Origin of the sequence: Microbispora cellulosiformans (assembly GCF_008728085.1) — a bacterium.
Lineage (GTDB): Bacteria > Actinomycetota > Actinomycetes > Streptosporangiales > Streptosporangiaceae > Microbispora > Microbispora amethystogenes.
The window spans coordinates 291795-306944 of record NZ_VYTZ01000009.1; the positions used below are offsets into that span (position 1 = coordinate 291795).

A 15150-nucleotide genomic window follows, 5' to 3' on the forward strand; every position below is an offset into this window, starting at 1 on the left:
GGGTTCCTAGCCTCCCTACCGTGATTCGTGGAGACCACGGCCCGCTCGCGACGCGAGACGGGGGAGCGGCGACGATCGCCGGGTTCACCGCCGTACTCGCCGAGGGCGCGGACATCCTGCGCGCCCTGAGCCGTCGTGCCACGCCTCTCTCCGAGGCGGGGAAGGCGATCGAGGAGTGGGCCGGTCGCCATCCCGGCGCCCGCCCCCGCCTCGTCCCGGGCGACCGCGACGAGTACCGCCTGCTGCTGCGCCATCCCGACGGCGGGGTGGTGGCGCTGTCGGTGCCCCGAGGCGAGCGACCTCGGCCGGACGGGCCGGACGAGGTCGCCGAGCGGTGCCTCCCTCCGCGTGAGCTCGTGGAGGACGTCGAGCCGCTGGAGGACGGCGACCTGCGGGAGGCCGTGGCGGAGCTTCGCGCCCGGCGCGGCCTGCACGACCGGGCCGCCACGCTCGCCTGGCTGGCCGAGACGCCGTGGTCCGGGGAGCAGTTCGAGGCGCTCGTCGCCGGAATCGCGCGGCGGCGCCGCTTCCGGCGGCGCAAACAGGCCGAGCTCGGGCCGGGCCACCTCGCCTCCCACCGCGCCGACTTCGACCGCGTACGCGCCCTGTGGGTGACGGGCTCGGAACCGGTGAACGGCGAGCTGCTCCGCGGCGTCACCGCCTTGACCGGCTACCGGCAGGCCGTGGTGACGGTGGGCGAGCGGTGGGCCGGGGAGCTGCCCGCGCCGCTGCGCCACGCCGGTCTCGACACGCTGGTGGGCCCGGTCCCGTACGGCGACGGTTATCTGACCGGCGTCGTGCTGGAGCGCCGGGCGGCACGGGACGATCCGGAGACGCTGGCGGCGGCGGGCGAGGCCGCCTTCGGCGAGTGGCTCGTGGCACGGCGCGGCCGGGCCTCCGTCGAGTGTCACTGGCTCTGACGTCCGCACCGTCGGAGACGGCGGGGGCGCGGGAGATCGTCAGGCACGGGGGATGAGAGGATGAGCGCCGTGAAGAGCGCGGTCACCGGGCCGCGTGCGTCCCGTCCCAGGGAGAGTGCATGTTCCGCCACATCGTGCTGCTGAAGTGGACCGACGACGCCACCGAGGAGCAGGGCGCGGAGGTGGAAAGGCGGCTCAACGAGCTGCCGGGCGTCATCCCCGAGATCCGGAGCTACCAGATCGGCCCGGACGCGGGCGTCAACCAGGGCAACTTCTCCTTCGCCGTGACGGCCCTCTTCGACTCCCCGGAGGACTACGTCGTCTACCGGGACCACCCGGCCCACCTGGCGGTGGTCGAGGAGTGCATCGCGCCGATCCTCGCCGCCCGCACGGCCGTGCAGTACGCAGTCTGATCCGGGGCAACGCGCCCCGGGCACGGAACGACCGAGGGCGAGCGGACAGCGCCGCTCGTCCCGCCGTTCGCGCACGTGCCCTGCCGGACGATCACCGATGCCAGGCGGTGACAGGTCCGTACTGTGCCGCTTGCTGAAATCTCGTTCCGCCGCACACTTTCACCCTCTTCTCTGTGTGGGATCAAGGCCGCGCCCGATAACGATTCAGATACGCGAAGTCCGTTCGCAAATGTGAACACACTCTGACCTGGGCCGCTGACTGGCGCTTCCTCGCCCTGCGGCTGTGACCTGCGTACCCGCCATTGACCGCGGCGGGAAGGCGAGCGCATCGTTACGGAGCCAGGCGGTTGCCGGAACGGAGTGCCGCGCGTTCAGCCGGAGGTTCGACGCGCGTGAACCACGTGGACTGGTATGTTCTCGGCGGCTACTTCGTCGTGATGGTGGCGATCGGCATCTACTCGCACCGCCGCATCGGCGACATCAGCGACTTCTTCACGGCCGGCGGCAAGATGCCCTGGTGGCTGGCCGGCATCTCGCACCACATGTCCGGCTACAGCGCCGTCATGTTCACCGGGTACGCCGGGGTCGCCTACCTGTACGGCGTCACCTCCTACGTCACCTGGGCCTTCCCGATCGCGATCGGCATCGCCGTCGGTTCGGTGCTGTTCGCGCCGCGGCTGAACCGGATCCGGTCGAGGCTCAAGGTCAGCTCGCCGCTGGAGTTCCTCGCGAGGCGCTACAACGTGCCGACGCAGCAGGCGCTCGCGTGGTCCGGCGGCCTGCTCAAGATTGTGGACGTCGGCGCCAAGTGGGCCGCGATCGCCACGTTGCTGTCCACGTTCACCGGCCTGTCGCTCAACCAGGGCATCCTCCTCACCGGCGCTGTCACCGCGGTCTACTGCACGGTCGGCGGCCTGTGGGCCGACGCGCTCACCGACTTCGGGCAGTTCGTCATCCAGTTGCTCGCCGGCGTCGTCATGCTGGTCGCCGTCCTGGGGAAGCTCGGCGGCGTCGACGCGATCGGCGGCATGTGGGACCGGCTCCCGGCCGGGCACGCGCAGCCGCTCAACGGGCCGTTCACCGTGACGTTCCTGCTGGCGTTCCTGTTCATCAAGACGTTCGAGTACAACGGCGGCATGTGGAACCAGGCCCAGCGCTACATGGCGGCGCCGACGCCGGGGCAGGCGGCCCGGGGCGCCCGGCTGTCGGCCGCGCTGTGGGCGGTCTGGCCGCTCCTGCTGTTCTTCCCGATGTGGGCCGCGCCGCTGCTGGTCCACGCGAACAAGCCCGACGCCAGTGACTCCTACGCGCTGCTGACCACCCAGCTCATCCCGCACGGCCTGCTGGGCCTGGTGATCGCCGGTTTCTTCTCGCACACGATGGCGATGGCGTCCTCGGACGCCAACGCGATCGCCTCGGTCTTCACCCGCGACGTGATCCCGGTGCTGTCCCGGGCGGCGCGCGCCTGGGACACCCGGGCCGGCCTGATCGCGGCCCGGGTCACCACGGTCGCGTTCATCGCGTTGTCGATGACCGTGGCGACCCAGGTCAACAGCCCGGTGCTGAAGGACATCATCACGGTCGTCATCAAGTGGGTGGCCGGGCTCATCGGCCCGATCTCGATCCCGCTGCTGCTCGGCATGCTGCCGGCGTTCCGCCGGTCCGGGCCGACGGCCGCACTGGTCTCGTGGGCCGCCGGCCTGTTCGTCTTCTGGCTCACCAACTACGGCGTGAGCGGCGTCTCGACCGCCGTGGCGACGGCCGCGCCGGTGGCCACCTCGCTGGTGCTCTTCACGGTCATCGGCTTCCTCCGCCCGGAGAACACCCCCGAGCGGGAGGAACTGCTCGCCACCGTCAACACCGACGCGACCGCCGCATCCTAGAAGGAGCTCTCGGGCAGGTCCATGAGGTCCTGCCCGGTCGCGGCGAGCACGCGGCGCTCGGCGGCCAGGCGGGGCAGCACGGTCTGGGCGAAGAACGCGGCCGCCCCGACCTTGCCCGTGTAGAAGTCCTTGTCCTGCTCCGACCCGGACAGCGCGTTCAGCGCGACCTCGGCCTGGCGCAGCAGCAGCCAGCCGAGGACCAGGTCGCCGAGCGCCATCAGGAACCGGGTCGTGTTGAGCCCGACCTTGTAGACCTCGCGCGGCGTCTCCATCGAGGAGATCGCCCAGCCGGCCAACGTGTCGGCCATCGCCTTGACCTCGTCGGCCGCCTCGTCGAGCAGCGCCCGCTCGACCTTGAGCCGCCCGTTGCCCGCCCCGGAGGCGGCGAACGCCTTGATCTCGCCGAGCAGCGACCCCAGCGCCGCGCCCTGGTTCCGCAGGACCTTGCGGAAGAACAGGTCCTGGCCCTGGATCGCGGTCGTGCCCTCGTACAGCGAGTCGATCTTCGAGTCGCGGATGTACTGCTCGATCGGGTAGTCCTGCAGGAAGCCCGAGCCGCCGAGCGTCTGCAGCGAGCGCGCGAGCAGCTCGTACGACCGCTCGGAGCCGACGCCCTTGACAAGCGGGAGCAGCAGGTCGTTGAGCGCCTCGGCGGCTTCGTCGCGGCGGCCCTCGAACTCCGCGATCTGGATCTGGTCCTGGATCGTCGCCGTGTAGAGCACCAGCGCCCGCATGGCCTCGGCGTACGACTTCTGCAGCATGAGCTCGCGGCGTACGTCGGGGTGGTGGGTGATCGGCACGCGCGGCGCGGTCTTGTCGCCGGCGCGGGTGAGGTCGGCGCCCTGGAGGCGGTTCTTGGCGAACTCCAGCGCGTTCAGGTAGCCGGTGGAGAGCGTGGCGATGGCCTTGGCGCCCACCATCATGCGGGCGTTCTCGATGATCATGAACATCTGCCGGATGCCGTCGTGCGCGTCGCCGACCAGGTAGCCGATCGCCGGGTGCTTCTCGCCGAGGGTGAGCTCGCAGGTCGTGGAGACCTTGAGGCCCATCTTCTTCTCGACGTTGGTGACGTAGACGCCGTTGCGCTCGCCGAGCTCGCCGGTCTCGACGTCGACCAGGAACTTCGGCACGAGGAACATCGACAGGCCCTTGGTGCCGGGCTTGGCGCCCTCGGGACGGGCCAGCACCAGGTGGAAGATGTTCTCGGCCATGTCGTGCTCGCCGCTGGTGATGAAGCGCTTCACGCCCTCGATGTGCCAGGTGCCGTCGGGCTGCGCGATCGCCTTCGTGCGGCCGGCTCCGACGTCGGAGCCCGCGTCGGGCTCGGTCAGGACCATCGTCGCGCCCCAGTGCCGCTCGACGGCGATCTCGGCGAACCGCTTCTGCTCGGGGGTGCCGAGCTCGAACAGCAGGCGGGCGAACGCCGGGCCGCAGGCGAACATCCACACGGCGGGGTTGGCCCCGAGCACCATCTCGGCCATCGCCCACACGAGGCTGCGCGGAGCGGGCGTGCCGCCCAGCTCCGGCTGCAGCTCCAGGCGCCACCACTCGGCGTCCACCCAGGCCTGGTACGACCGCTTGAAGCTCTCCGGCATGGTCACGTCGTGGGTGGCCGGGTCGAAGACGGGCGGGTGACGGTCGGCGTCCTCGAAGGAGTCGGCGATCGGCCCGGTGGCCAGCCGGTTCACCTCGTCCAGCACGCTGCGGGCGGTGTCCTCGTCGACCTCGGCGAAGGGGCCGGTACCGAGGATCTCCCTGCGCCCGAACACCTCGAAGAGGTTGAACTCCAGGTCGCGGAGGTTGCTCTTGTAGTGACCCATCTGTGTGCGCTCCTAGAACCGAACCCGGGGGTAACGTACTGGTCGGTAACTCTAGCCCGAATGCTACCCGTCGGTAACCCGGCATATCCATGGCCTCCACCACAGATCGCGCGAATCTTCCCGCACAACAGATATGTTGGGGTTGTGAGGGGCGCGGCTCGCGGTCCTCCCGGACGAGGTGCCTGCCGTACCCGGAGCGGCGAAGACGGCGGGCGAAGGGATATGAACCAGCTTCTGCAGATCGCCGGCGCCGTACTCGTCCTCGGCGCGTTCCTGCTCTCCCAGTTGAACGTCCTGGACGGCCGGTCGAAGATCTACCTCACGCTCAACCTCGTCGGCTCGGCGGTGCTCGCATGGCTCGCGTACGCGGACGCCGACTGGGGGTTCCTGCTGCTGGAGGGGGTGTGGGCCGTGGTCTCCGCGGCCGGCCTCGTCCGATCGCTCCGGCCGCGGCGGATGGTCACATAACCGGCTTGACACCTTTGATGGTGTCGCGGTTGGGTGGGCGCATGCTTGAGATCCACACGGTGACTTTCGACTGCGCCCGGCCGTACGAGCTGGCCCAGTGGTGGAGCGAGGCCCTGGGCTGGCCGCTCGCCGACTCCGAGCCCGAAGACGACGAGGTCATGCTGGACCGCCCGGACGGTCCTCCGCATCTGCTTTTCATCCGGGTGCCCGAGGGCAAGACGGTCAAGAACCGGATCCACATCGACGTCAACCCGACCGGTGACGGCACCCGCGACCAGCAGGTCGAGCGGCTGCTCGCGCTCGGGGCCAAGCCGTACGAGGACCACCGCACCCCTGAGGGCACGGGCTGGGTCACGCTGCTCGACCCCGAGGGCAACGAACTCTGCGTGTGCCGCAGCGCGGCGGAGCGGGAGTCCTGAGACTCAGGCGCCCTTGGCCCGGTTCCGCATGGAGAGCGTGAAGACGGCGGTGACCAGCAGCACGAGCAGGCCGCCCCACAGCGCGTCCCAGGCCGCGCCGAAGACGCCCTCGCGGTCGATCACGAGCTGTACGGGATACATCAGGGCCGCCGCGCCGAGCCCCGGGTAGAGCGAGAAGCGCCAGGGGTGCCGCAACGCCCAGTGGCGGGCCTGCCGGGTCACCCGGTCGCCCACGTTCGGCTTGGAGATCGAGCCGATCCCCGCGACGAGGGCGAACAGGGTGATCCCCGAGCACAGCGCCCAGGTCAGGTCCGCCGGTCCGGGCAGGATGACGCCCAGGATGAAGCTCGTGGCGGCGACCGCCCCGCCGGCCGTCGCCGCGGCTCGCCAGGGGGCGCCGCGCAGGGCCGCGCCGGCCAGGGACATCTCGTCCATTCGGGTGAGTTCGTTCATGGTTACAGCGTGCCTGTCCAGGCCGTCCGGCGGCATCGGGGAAGTCCCTGAACAGCCCCTGACGCCCCCTGGACAGGTCCCCCGGAACCCCTATCCCTCCAGTGCCGTTCCCTCCGGCAGCGGGGCGACGTCGACGAAGTTGTCGTGGTAGACCGCGCCCCGGCCCATGTCGGCGTCGCGTTCGTCGACCACCGCGTTGGGATTGGCCCCGGCCGCGTGCTTCGGCCAGTGGCCCTTGGGCGCGGCCACCACCCCCGCCGCGACCCGGTCGCTGACCTCGACGTACGCCCGGAACTCCCCGTTGCCGTTGAAGACGCGGGCGGGCCGCCCGTCCACGAGATTGCGCGACGCCGCGTCGGCCGGGTTGACCAGCACGCGCGGGCCCTTCGACCGCCTGCGCAGTTCGGGGTTGTTGCCGAAAATCGTGTTCAGGAACGTGTGTGACGCCGGAGTGACCAGCACGAGCGGGTACGGCCGGTCGGCCGGAGCCGTACGGGCCGTCAGCGAGGGAACGTACCCCGCGACGCGCGGCAGCCCGGCGGCCTCGGCCCGCTCCGAGGCGAACTCCAGCCGGCCGCTCGGCGTCGGGAAGCCGCCGGTGAACGGCACGAACGGGTCGGCCGCCGGCAGCCGCGCCCAGCCCTGCTTGCGGATCTCCTCCAGCGGGATCCCGGCCTGGGCGAGCGTCTGCCCGGCGAGTTCGAGGTCGGTGTCGTACAGGGACGGCTCGGTCAGGCCCATCTGCCGGGCGAGCCGGCGGAACGTCTCGGTCGTGGACAGGCACTCGCCCGGCGGCGCGACGGCGGGCTCGTTCCACACCATGTACATGTGCCCGTAGCCGTGGTGCACGTCCAGGTGCTCGATCTGCATGGTCGCGGGCAGCACGTAGTCGGCGTAGTCGGCCGTGTCGGTGGGGAACTGCTCCATCACCACCGTGAACAGGTCCTCCCGCGCCAGCGCCGCCCTGATCCGGTTCTGGTCGGAGGTCGAGCCGAGCGGGTTGGCCGCGTAGACCCACAGGCACTTGACCGACTCGTCCAGCCCGTCGGCCAGCCGGGTCATCGTGAGCGTGCGCACCGGGTGGGGGAGCAGGTCGTCGCGCGGGTCGGGGCCCGCGGGCGCGTACGCCGAGGTGGAGTAGGCCACCCCGCCGCCCGGGTGCCGCCAGTCGCCGGTCACGCCCGGGATGCAGGCGATCGTCCGCATCGCGGTGCCGCCGCCCTCGTGCCGCTGGATGCCCATCGTGGCCCGGATGCCGGTCGGCCGCGTGTGCGCGAGCCGTACGCCGAGGGCCCTGATCCGCTCCTCGGGCAGCCCGGTGATCTCCGCGACGAGAGCCGGGGGATGCCTGCGGATCTCCGCCTCGAACTCGTCCCAGCCGGTCGTGTGCTCCTCGATGTACGCGCGGTCCTCGGCGCCCTCCTCCAGCACGACGTGCAGCAGGGCGAGCGCGAGCGCGGCGTCCGTGCCGGGCCGGATGGGCAGGTGCTCGTCCGCCTGGTCGGCCGTGCGCGTGCGAACCGGGTCGATCGCGACGACGTACGCCCCGGCGGCCCGGGCGTCCTGGACGAACTTCCACATGTGGTGCCCGCTGGTCAGCGTGTTGGTGCCCCACAGCAGGATCAGCCGCGACTGGGCGAACGTCTCCGGGTCCATGCCGCCGGGGGTCCCGTTGACGTACCGCAGGCCGTCGTTGCCCGCCCGCGCGCAGATGTTGAGGTCGTGCCGGGACGCGCCGAGGATGTTCCAGAACCGCCGCCCGGCCTGCCCCGTCTCGCCCTGGACGTACCCGAGCGTCCCGGTGCCCTGGTACGGCCAGATCGCCTCGCCGCCGTGCTCCTCGACGATCGATGTCAGCCTCGCCGCGATCTCCGCCAGCGCCTGGTCCAGGGGGACGCGCTCGAACCGGCCGGAGCCCTTCGGCCCGACCCGCTTCAGCGGGTGGAGGATCCGGTCCGCCGCGCGGACCTGCTCCAGGTAGCGGTTCACCTTCACGCACAGGGCCCCGCGCGTGTAGGGGTGGTCGTGGTTGCCGCGCAGCGCGGCGGCCTCGCCGTCGCGCACGGTCACGACCCAGGAGCAGGTGTCGGGGCAGTCGAGCGGACAGGCGCCGAGGATGGGTAGCGACGTGCTCATGGACCCGACGTTAGCGTGCCGCCGTCAACCGTCCCCTCGCCGTCCCCGCTGCTTCAGTGGATCTCCCGCAGGTACGCGATGTTGGCGGTGTCCTCGGGCTCGGTGCTGGGCGCGGCGGCGAACCAGGCGTCCAGGATCTCCGTCAGCACCTGCCGGGAGGTCAGGCGGAGGCTGAGGGCGAGCACGTTGGCGTCGTTCCACCTCCGGGCGCCCGCGGCGGTGACGGCGTCGGCGCACAGCGCCGCCCGCACCCCGGCCACCTTGTTGGCCGCGATGGAGGCGCCGGTGCCGGTCCAGCAGCAGACGACGGCCTGGTCCGACCGGCCCTCCGCCACGTCCCTGGCGGCACTGGAGCAACACCAGGCCCAGTCGGCCCGGCCGTCCGGCGCCAGCGCTCCATAGAGTGTGACTGTATGGCCGCGCCTTTCCAGCTCGGCGGCCAGCACCGGCGCGATCCCGTCGAGGCTGTCCGAGGCCAGGGATATATACATGCCATTAATTCTGGACACTGAGTGCGAAGATCGCACAGAATCGCTGGTGGTGAGAGGCATCAAGGAGCAGGACCTAACACTGGACACCCCCGGCTCGGGGGTCGTCCTGGTCGTCGAGCCTCTGTTGCCGCAGCGGATCCGCCGTCCTTCGGACGCCCTGCGGTTCCTGCTCACGCTGCTGGCCCTCGCCGCCGTCGTGCTGCTGGCCCTGGCCCTGCAGCGGACGCTCAACGGCCTGGAGTCCGACGTCCACACCGGCACCGGCCGCGCGCCCGAGGTGCTGTCGGGCGCCGCCGGACTGCTGGGCGGCGTCGCCGTGCTCGTCGTCCCCGTGGCGTTCGCCGTCGAGCGGGTCTTCCACCGCGACGGCATGCGCGTCACCCAGGGGCTGATCGCCGCGATCCTCGCCCTGCTGGTCTCGTACGCGCTGGGTGAGTGGCTGGTGCAGTCCGGCCCCGCGGACCTCAGGCAGCTGCTCACCGGCAACCGGGACGTCGAGCCGCTGAACACCGTGCTCACCCCCGCGATCGCCTACGCCACGGCGGTGCGGATGTCGCGGCGCCCCCACTGGCGGGCGCTCATGTGGGTCGCGCTCGGTCTCGACGTGTTCGCGCTGTTCACCGCCACCAAGGTCACCGCGCTCGGCGTGATCCTCACGTACGTCGTCGGCCTCGCCGTCGGTTTCGGCACGTTGTACGGCATCGGCAGCGCCAACACCCGGCCGCCGGGCAGCGCCGTGCTGGCCGCGCTGCGCAGGCTCGGGTTCACACCGGTCAGCGCCCGCAGGGTGGAGGACGACAGCTCGGGCAGCCGCCGCTACCTCATCGGCATCACCGGCGACCGCACCATCGACGTGACCGTCCTCGACCGGGACCGCCAGGTGGCGGGGGTCCTCTACCGGCTGTGGCGGCGCTTCCTGCTCAACAACGAGACCCGGCGCCGGGCCATCCGCTCGCTGCGCGCCGAGCTGGAGCGCGAGGCGCTCATGGCGTACGCCGCGCAGGCCGCGGGCGTACGGCTGCCGCGTCTGCTGGGCACCAGCGAGGTCGGCACCGAGGCCGCGCTGCTCGCCTACGAGCACGTGGACACCCGGCCGGTGAGCGAGCTGGACGACGAGGACCTCGACGACGAACTGCTCGCGCGGATGTGGGAGCAGGTGCGGCTGCTGCAGGCCCACCGCCTGGCCCACCGCCACCTCACCGGCGAGAGCATCCACGTCGACGCGGCCCGCGAGGTCTACCTCGTCGACGCCCGCAGCGGCGAGATCGCGGCCGGCGACCTGCTGCTGCGGCTCGACATCGCCCAGCTTCTCGCCTATCTCGGCACCCGGGTGGGAGCCGAGCGTTCGGTCCGGTCGGCGGCGACGGCGCTGGGGGAGGACGCCCTGGCCGGGGCGATGCCGCTGCTCCAGCGGATCGCGCTGAGCCGCGACACCCGGACCGCCGCCCGCCGGGACAAGCACCTGCTGCCCGCGCTCCGCGAGCAGATCGTCGCGCTGAAGCCCAAGGCAGAGGTGGAGGAGGTGCGGCTGGAGCGGTTCCACCCCCGCACCCTCGTCACGATCATCCTGAGCGTGATCGCGGCCTACCTGCTGCTGCCCCAGCTCAGCCAGGTCAACCTGGTCTCCGTCGTCACCACGGCCAACTGGGCGTGGAGCGGGGTCGCGCTGGCGGCGGCCGCGCTGAGCTACGTGGCCGCCGCGGTCATGCTGCGCGGCTTCGTCCCCGAGTCGCTGCCGCTCGGGCACACGATCCTGGCCCAGCTCGCCGGGTCGTTCGTGAAGCTGGTCGCGCCCGCGGCGGTGGGCGGAGTCGCGATCAACACCCGCTATCTCCAGAAGCGCGGGGTGCCGCCCGGCGCGGCCGTGGCGAGCGTCGGAGCCTCCCAGCTCATCGGCCTGACCATCCACATCTCGCTGCTGCTGCTGTTCGGCTACCTGACCGGCACCCAGGCCGCGCCGTCCCTGACCCCGTCGCGCGGGCTCCTCGTGGTGCTGCTCGGCGTGGCCGTGCTGTTTCTCATCCTGCTCGCCATCCGGCCGTTGCGGCGGGTGGTCACCACCCGCGTGCGCGCGATGTTCTCGGGCGTGATCCCCCGGCTGCTCGACATCGTGCAGTCGCCACGGAAGGTCCTGGAGGCCGTCGCCGGGACGCTGCTGCTCACGCTCAGCTTCGTGATCTGCCTGGCCGGCTGTGTACACGCCTTCGGCGGCGAGGTCGCGTTCACGGCCGTCGCCGTGGTGTTCCTCGCCGGCAACGCGATCGGGTCCGCCGCTCCGACGCCCGGCGGCCTCGGCGCGGTGGAGACCTCGTTGTCGGTCGGCCTCACGGTCGCCGGGCTGCCCGCCACGGTCGCCACCTCGGCGGTGCTGCTGTTCCGGTTGATGACGTTCTGGCTGCCCGTGCTCCCCGGCTGGGCGTCCTTCGCCTACCTCCAGCGCAAGAACGCCCTCTGACCCGCTCCTCCCGCACCTCCCCGCGGCCGCCCGGAACGGCGCGCGGGGGTCACGTCGGAACGGTCACTCGGCGCTGGAGGCGGCCCAGAGGTTGATGCCGCAGTCGACCGCGTCCTTGTCGATCGCGTCCAGTTCCTCCTGATCGAAGTCGAGCCGGCCGACCGCGTCCAGGTTGTCGAGTTGCTCCACGCTGCTCGCGCCGATCAGCACCGACGTCACCCGGCGGTCGCGCAGCGCCCAGGCCAGCGCCATCTGCGCCAGCGACTGGCCCCGCCGCCCGGCGATCTCGTTCAGCCGCCGGACGTGACGCAGGCTCTCCTCCGACAGCAGCGACGGGTCGAGCGACTTGCCCTGCGCCGCCCGCGAGTCCCGCGGGACGCCGTCGAGATAGCGGTCGGTCAGCATGCCCTGCGCCAGCGGCGAGAACGCGATGCAGCCGGCGCCCTCCTCCTCCAGCACGTCGAGCAGCCCGTTCTCGATCCAGCGGTTGAGCATCGAGTAGGAGGGCTGGTGGATGAGCAGAGGCGTGCCCATGTCCCGCAGGATCGCCGCCGCCTGCCGGGTCCGCTCCGGGGAGTAGGACGAGATGCCGGCGTAGAGCGCCTTCCCCGAGCGGACCGCGTGGGCGAGCGCCCCCATGGTCTCCTCCAGGGGCGTCTCCGGATCGAAGCGGTGGCTGTAGAAGATGTCGACGTAGTCGAGGCCCATCCGCTTCAGCGACTGGTCGAGGCTCGCCAGAAGGTACTTCCGCGATCCCCAGTTGCCGTACGGGCCGGGCCACATGTCGTAGCCCGCCTTGGTCGAGATGACCAGCTCGTCGCGGTACCTCGCGAAGTCCTGCTGGTAGAGGTGCCCGAAGTTGATCTCAGCGGAGCCGTACGGCGGGCCGTAGTTGTTGGCGAGGTCGAAGTGGGTGACCCCGCGGTCGAAGGCCCGGCGGAGGATGGCCCGCTGCGTCTCGATCGGCTTGTCGTCGCCGAAGTTGTGCCATAACCCGAGTGACACGGCGGGCAGCCTCAGCCCGCTTCGGCCGGTCCGGTTGTACGGCATGGGCCCGTACCGGCCCTCGGCTGCCACATAGCTCACTCGGTCACTCCAACTCGGTCGAGGATCCAGGAGAGCGCGAACGCCTCCTCACGCCAGGCGTCGTAACGGCCGCTGCGGCCTCCGTGGCCGGCGCCCATCTCGGTCTTCAGCAGGAACGGGCCGCCCGTCGCGCTGTCGCGGAGCCGGGCGATCCACTTGGCGGGCTCGTGGTAGAACACCCGCGTGTCGTTCAGGCTGGTGGTCGCGAGGATCGGCGGGTACGGCCGGCCGTCGACGTTCTCGTACGGCGAGTAGCTCTTCATGTAGGCGTAGACCTCGGGGTCGTGCAGCGGGTCGCCCCACTCGTCCCACTCGGTCACCGTCAGCGGCAGCGAGGGATCGAGGATCGTGTTCAGCGCGTCGACGAACGGCACCTCGGCGACGATCCCGGCGAACTCCTCCGGCGCGAGGTTGGCGACGGCGCCCACGAGCAGCCCGCCCGCCGACCCGCCTCTGGCGATGACCCGGCTCGACCAGCCCGCGGTCTTGAGGTGGCGCGCGCACGAGACGAAGTCGGTGAAGCTGTTCTTCTTGCGGGTCAGCTTGCCGTCCTCGTACCACCGGCGGCCCATCTCGCCGCCGCCCCGCACGTGCGCGATGGCGAAGGCCAGTCCCCGGTCGAGCAGCGAGAGCCGGGCCACCGAGAAGTAGGGGTCGATGGAGGACTCGTAGCTGCCGTAGCCGTACAGCAGGGTCGGGGCGGGCCGGCCCGTGCCCTTGCGCACCATGATCGAGATCGGGACCCTGGTGCCGTCGTCGGCCGTGGCCCACTCGCGGAACTGCTCGTAGTCGTCCGGGTCGTAGCCGCCGAGCACCACCTTCCGCTTGAGCAGGATCAGCTCGCGCGACCGCAGGTCGTAGTCGTACACCGACGGCGGGGTGACCATCGAGGTGTAGCCGAGCCGCAGCCGGCCGGTCTCGAACTCGGCGTTGCCGGTCGGCGCGACGTCGTACAACGGCTCGGGAAAGGAGATGTCGTACGGGTCGCCGCCGTCGCCCGGCAGGACGCGCACGCCGGTGAGGCCGTCGCGGCGGAAGTGGACGACGACGTGGTCCCTGAAGGCGTCCACGTCGAGCAGCCTGGTGTCGTCCCTGTGCTCGATCAGCGGGGTCCAGGTGCCCGGATCGTCGACGGGGGCGGTGGCCAGCTCGAAGTTGACGGCGCCGTCGTTGTGGAGGACGAGGAACCCGTCCGCCGCGTGCTCCAGGCCGTACTCGACGCCGGTCCGCCGCGGCCGCACGACGGCGAACTCGCCGTCCGGGGTGCTCGCGTCGAGCACCCGGACCTCGCTCGTGATCTTGCTGCCCGAGGTGAGTACGAGGTAGCGCTGACTGCGGGTCAGCCCGATGCCCACCCAGAAACGCTCGTCGTCCTCCTGGTAGACGACGACGTCCTCGTTCTGGCCGGTCTGGCCAGGGGTGCGGCCGAGGGTGTGCCGGTGGATCCGGTACGGACGCCAGGCGTCGTCCACGGTGGTGTAGAAGAACGTGGAGCCGTCGGCCGACCAGGCGCCGCCGTAGAAGACCCCGGGAATCTCGTCCGCGAGCAGTTCGCCCGTCTCCAGGTCCTTGAACCGGAGCGTGAACCGCTCGTCGCCGGAGAAGTCGGTGGAGTAGGCGAGCTTCGTGCCGTCCGGGCTCACCGTGCTCGTGCCCATGGAGAAGAAGGGACTGTCACCCGCGAGCTCGTTGCCGTCCAGCAGCACCTGTTCACCGGGGAGCGACTCGCCCGGCTCCAGCTTCGGCGGGTCGTCGCCGTCGGCGGCCACCCGGCACTGGATGCCGTACTGCTTGCCTTCTTCGGTGCGCGAGTAGTACCACCAGGCGCCCTTGCGCGTGGGCACCGACAGGTCGGTCTCCAGGGTCCGGCCCTTGATCTCCTTGAAAATCGTCTCCTGGAGATCCTCAAGATGGGCCGTCGTCTCCTGGGTGTAGGCGTTCTCCGCCTCCAGGTACGCGATGGTGTCGGGGTCGTCCTTCTTGAGCAGCCACGCGTACTCGTCGACCACGGTGTCACCGTGGTGGCTGCGCTCGAAAGGAACCTTCTTCGCTACAGGCGGCATGTCGCTCACCCGCAGAAGTCTATGTTCGGGACGGTCCTGCCACGGCTCCTCAGCACCGCGCTCTGGCCATTCGGGTCATGGTGCTGCCGGAGCCTGGTAATCTTGTGATGTCGGCGCGGTCCGGCGCACTCCTCTTCGATCACCTGGGTGGTTGTCTTGGCGTGTGCGGGTCGGTTCGCCGGCCGCCTCTCGTACTCTCCTGGATCTTGTCCTGATGTGCGGTTTGCATCGGGGTGAGGGTTCGGGTAAGTTAGAGGGGTTGCCCCGGAAACGGGGCGGTCGAATTCCTGTCGGTTGGCGGGTTTCGGGTCAAGTCGGTTCTGAAACGGGCGGATTTGACACGGAATAGCTGATCGGGAAGGATTAAGACCACAAGCGAACGAAACGAAACGCCCCGGAGTTCGGGACCAGGTTCAAAGGGTCTTGGGTGATGGTGGTCGCGTCCGTTTCTTGAGAACTCAACAGTGTGCTAAAAGCCAGTGCATGAATCATGCATGACCCCGTCACCGTTGTTGGTGGCGGATTCCTTTGACGGTGCCCTTT

General features: G+C 70.7%; 12 protein-coding genes. 6 read left to right on the forward strand and 6 right to left on the reverse strand.

What is annotated here, in order from left to right:
• Positions 1-20: 20 nt before the first annotated feature.
• The 3 genes from F5972_RS25760 (at position 21) to F5972_RS25770 (ending at position 3216) form a co-directional block, all read left to right on the forward strand.
• Entirely contained in the window at positions 21-920 is a 900-nt protein-coding gene (locus tag F5972_RS25760; protein ID WP_150936693.1) for a hypothetical protein, read from the forward strand.
• A gap of 119 nt (positions 921-1039) precedes the next feature.
• Positions 1040-1333 carry a Dabb family protein gene (locus tag F5972_RS25765; RefSeq protein ID WP_150936695.1) on the forward strand — a complete coding sequence of 98 codons (294 nt, stop codon included), beginning with the start codon at positions 1040-1042 and terminating at the stop codon, positions 1331-1333.
• A gap of 392 nt (positions 1334-1725) precedes the next feature.
• A complete protein-coding gene (locus tag F5972_RS25770) occupies positions 1726-3216 on the forward strand; it encodes a sodium:solute symporter family protein (protein WP_150936697.1) in 1491 nt (496 codons plus the stop codon).
• Here the strand turns inward: F5972_RS25770 and F5972_RS25775 are convergent.
• A complete protein-coding gene (locus tag F5972_RS25775; RefSeq protein ID WP_150936699.1) occupies positions 3213-5036 on the reverse strand; it encodes an acyl-CoA dehydrogenase in 1824 nt (607 codons plus the stop codon). The two genes, F5972_RS25770 and F5972_RS25775, sit on opposite strands and share 4 nt — an antisense overlap.
• A 222-nt stretch (positions 5037-5258) precedes the next feature.
• Between F5972_RS25775 and F5972_RS25780 the strand changes: the two genes are divergently transcribed.
• Positions 5259-5504, forward strand: a complete 246-nt coding sequence (locus tag F5972_RS25780) for a CBU_0592 family membrane protein (protein WP_150936701.1) — start codon at positions 5259-5261, stop codon at positions 5502-5504.
• Between the two features lie 41 nt (positions 5505-5545).
• Positions 5546-5923 carry a VOC family protein gene (locus tag F5972_RS25785; RefSeq protein ID WP_150936704.1) on the forward strand — a complete coding sequence of 126 codons (378 nt, stop codon included), beginning with the start codon at positions 5546-5548 and terminating at the stop codon, positions 5921-5923.
• Positions 5924-5926: 3 nt separating this feature from the next.
• Here F5972_RS25785 and F5972_RS25790 read toward each other — a convergent pair whose 3' ends face one another.
• From F5972_RS25790 to F5972_RS25800, 3 genes are all read right to left on the reverse strand, one after another.
• Positions 5927-6376, reverse strand: coding sequence for a hypothetical protein (locus F5972_RS25790; protein WP_150936706.1), 450 nt, complete (start codon positions 6374-6376; stop codon positions 5927-5929).
• Positions 6377-6466: 90 nt separating this feature from the next.
• The gene (locus F5972_RS25795; RefSeq protein ID WP_150936708.1) at positions 6467-8512 is read right to left on the reverse strand and encodes a molybdopterin-containing oxidoreductase family protein; all 2046 of its coding nucleotides are present in this window, start codon (positions 8510-8512) and stop codon (positions 6467-6469) included.
• 53 nt (positions 8513-8565) lie between these two features.
• Positions 8566-9003: an RpiB/LacA/LacB family sugar-phosphate isomerase gene (locus F5972_RS25800; protein ID WP_150936710.1), complete on the reverse strand. Its 438-nt coding sequence runs from the start codon at positions 9001-9003 to the stop codon at positions 8566-8568.
• A gap of 49 nt (positions 9004-9052) precedes the next feature.
• Here F5972_RS25800 and F5972_RS25805 point away from each other — a divergent pair, with 49 nt between their 5' ends.
• On the forward strand, positions 9053-11458 hold the full coding sequence (locus F5972_RS25805) for a lysylphosphatidylglycerol synthase transmembrane domain-containing protein (protein ID WP_225311860.1): 2406 nt from the start codon (positions 9053-9055) through the stop codon (positions 11456-11458).
• 63 nt (positions 11459-11521) lie between these two features.
• Here the strand turns inward: F5972_RS25805 and mgrA are convergent, their stop codons facing one another.
• The gene (gene mgrA, locus F5972_RS25810; protein WP_150936714.1) at positions 11522-12544 is read right to left on the reverse strand and encodes an L-glyceraldehyde 3-phosphate reductase; all 1023 of its coding nucleotides are present in this window, start codon (positions 12542-12544) and stop codon (positions 11522-11524) included.
• On the reverse strand, positions 12541-14607 hold the full coding sequence (locus tag F5972_RS25815) for a S9 family peptidase (protein ID WP_150936735.1): 2067 nt from the start codon (positions 14605-14607) through the stop codon (positions 12541-12543). Before F5972_RS25815 ends, mgrA begins: the two co-directional genes overlap by 4 nt.
• Between the last annotated feature and the right edge of the window lie 543 nt (positions 14608-15150).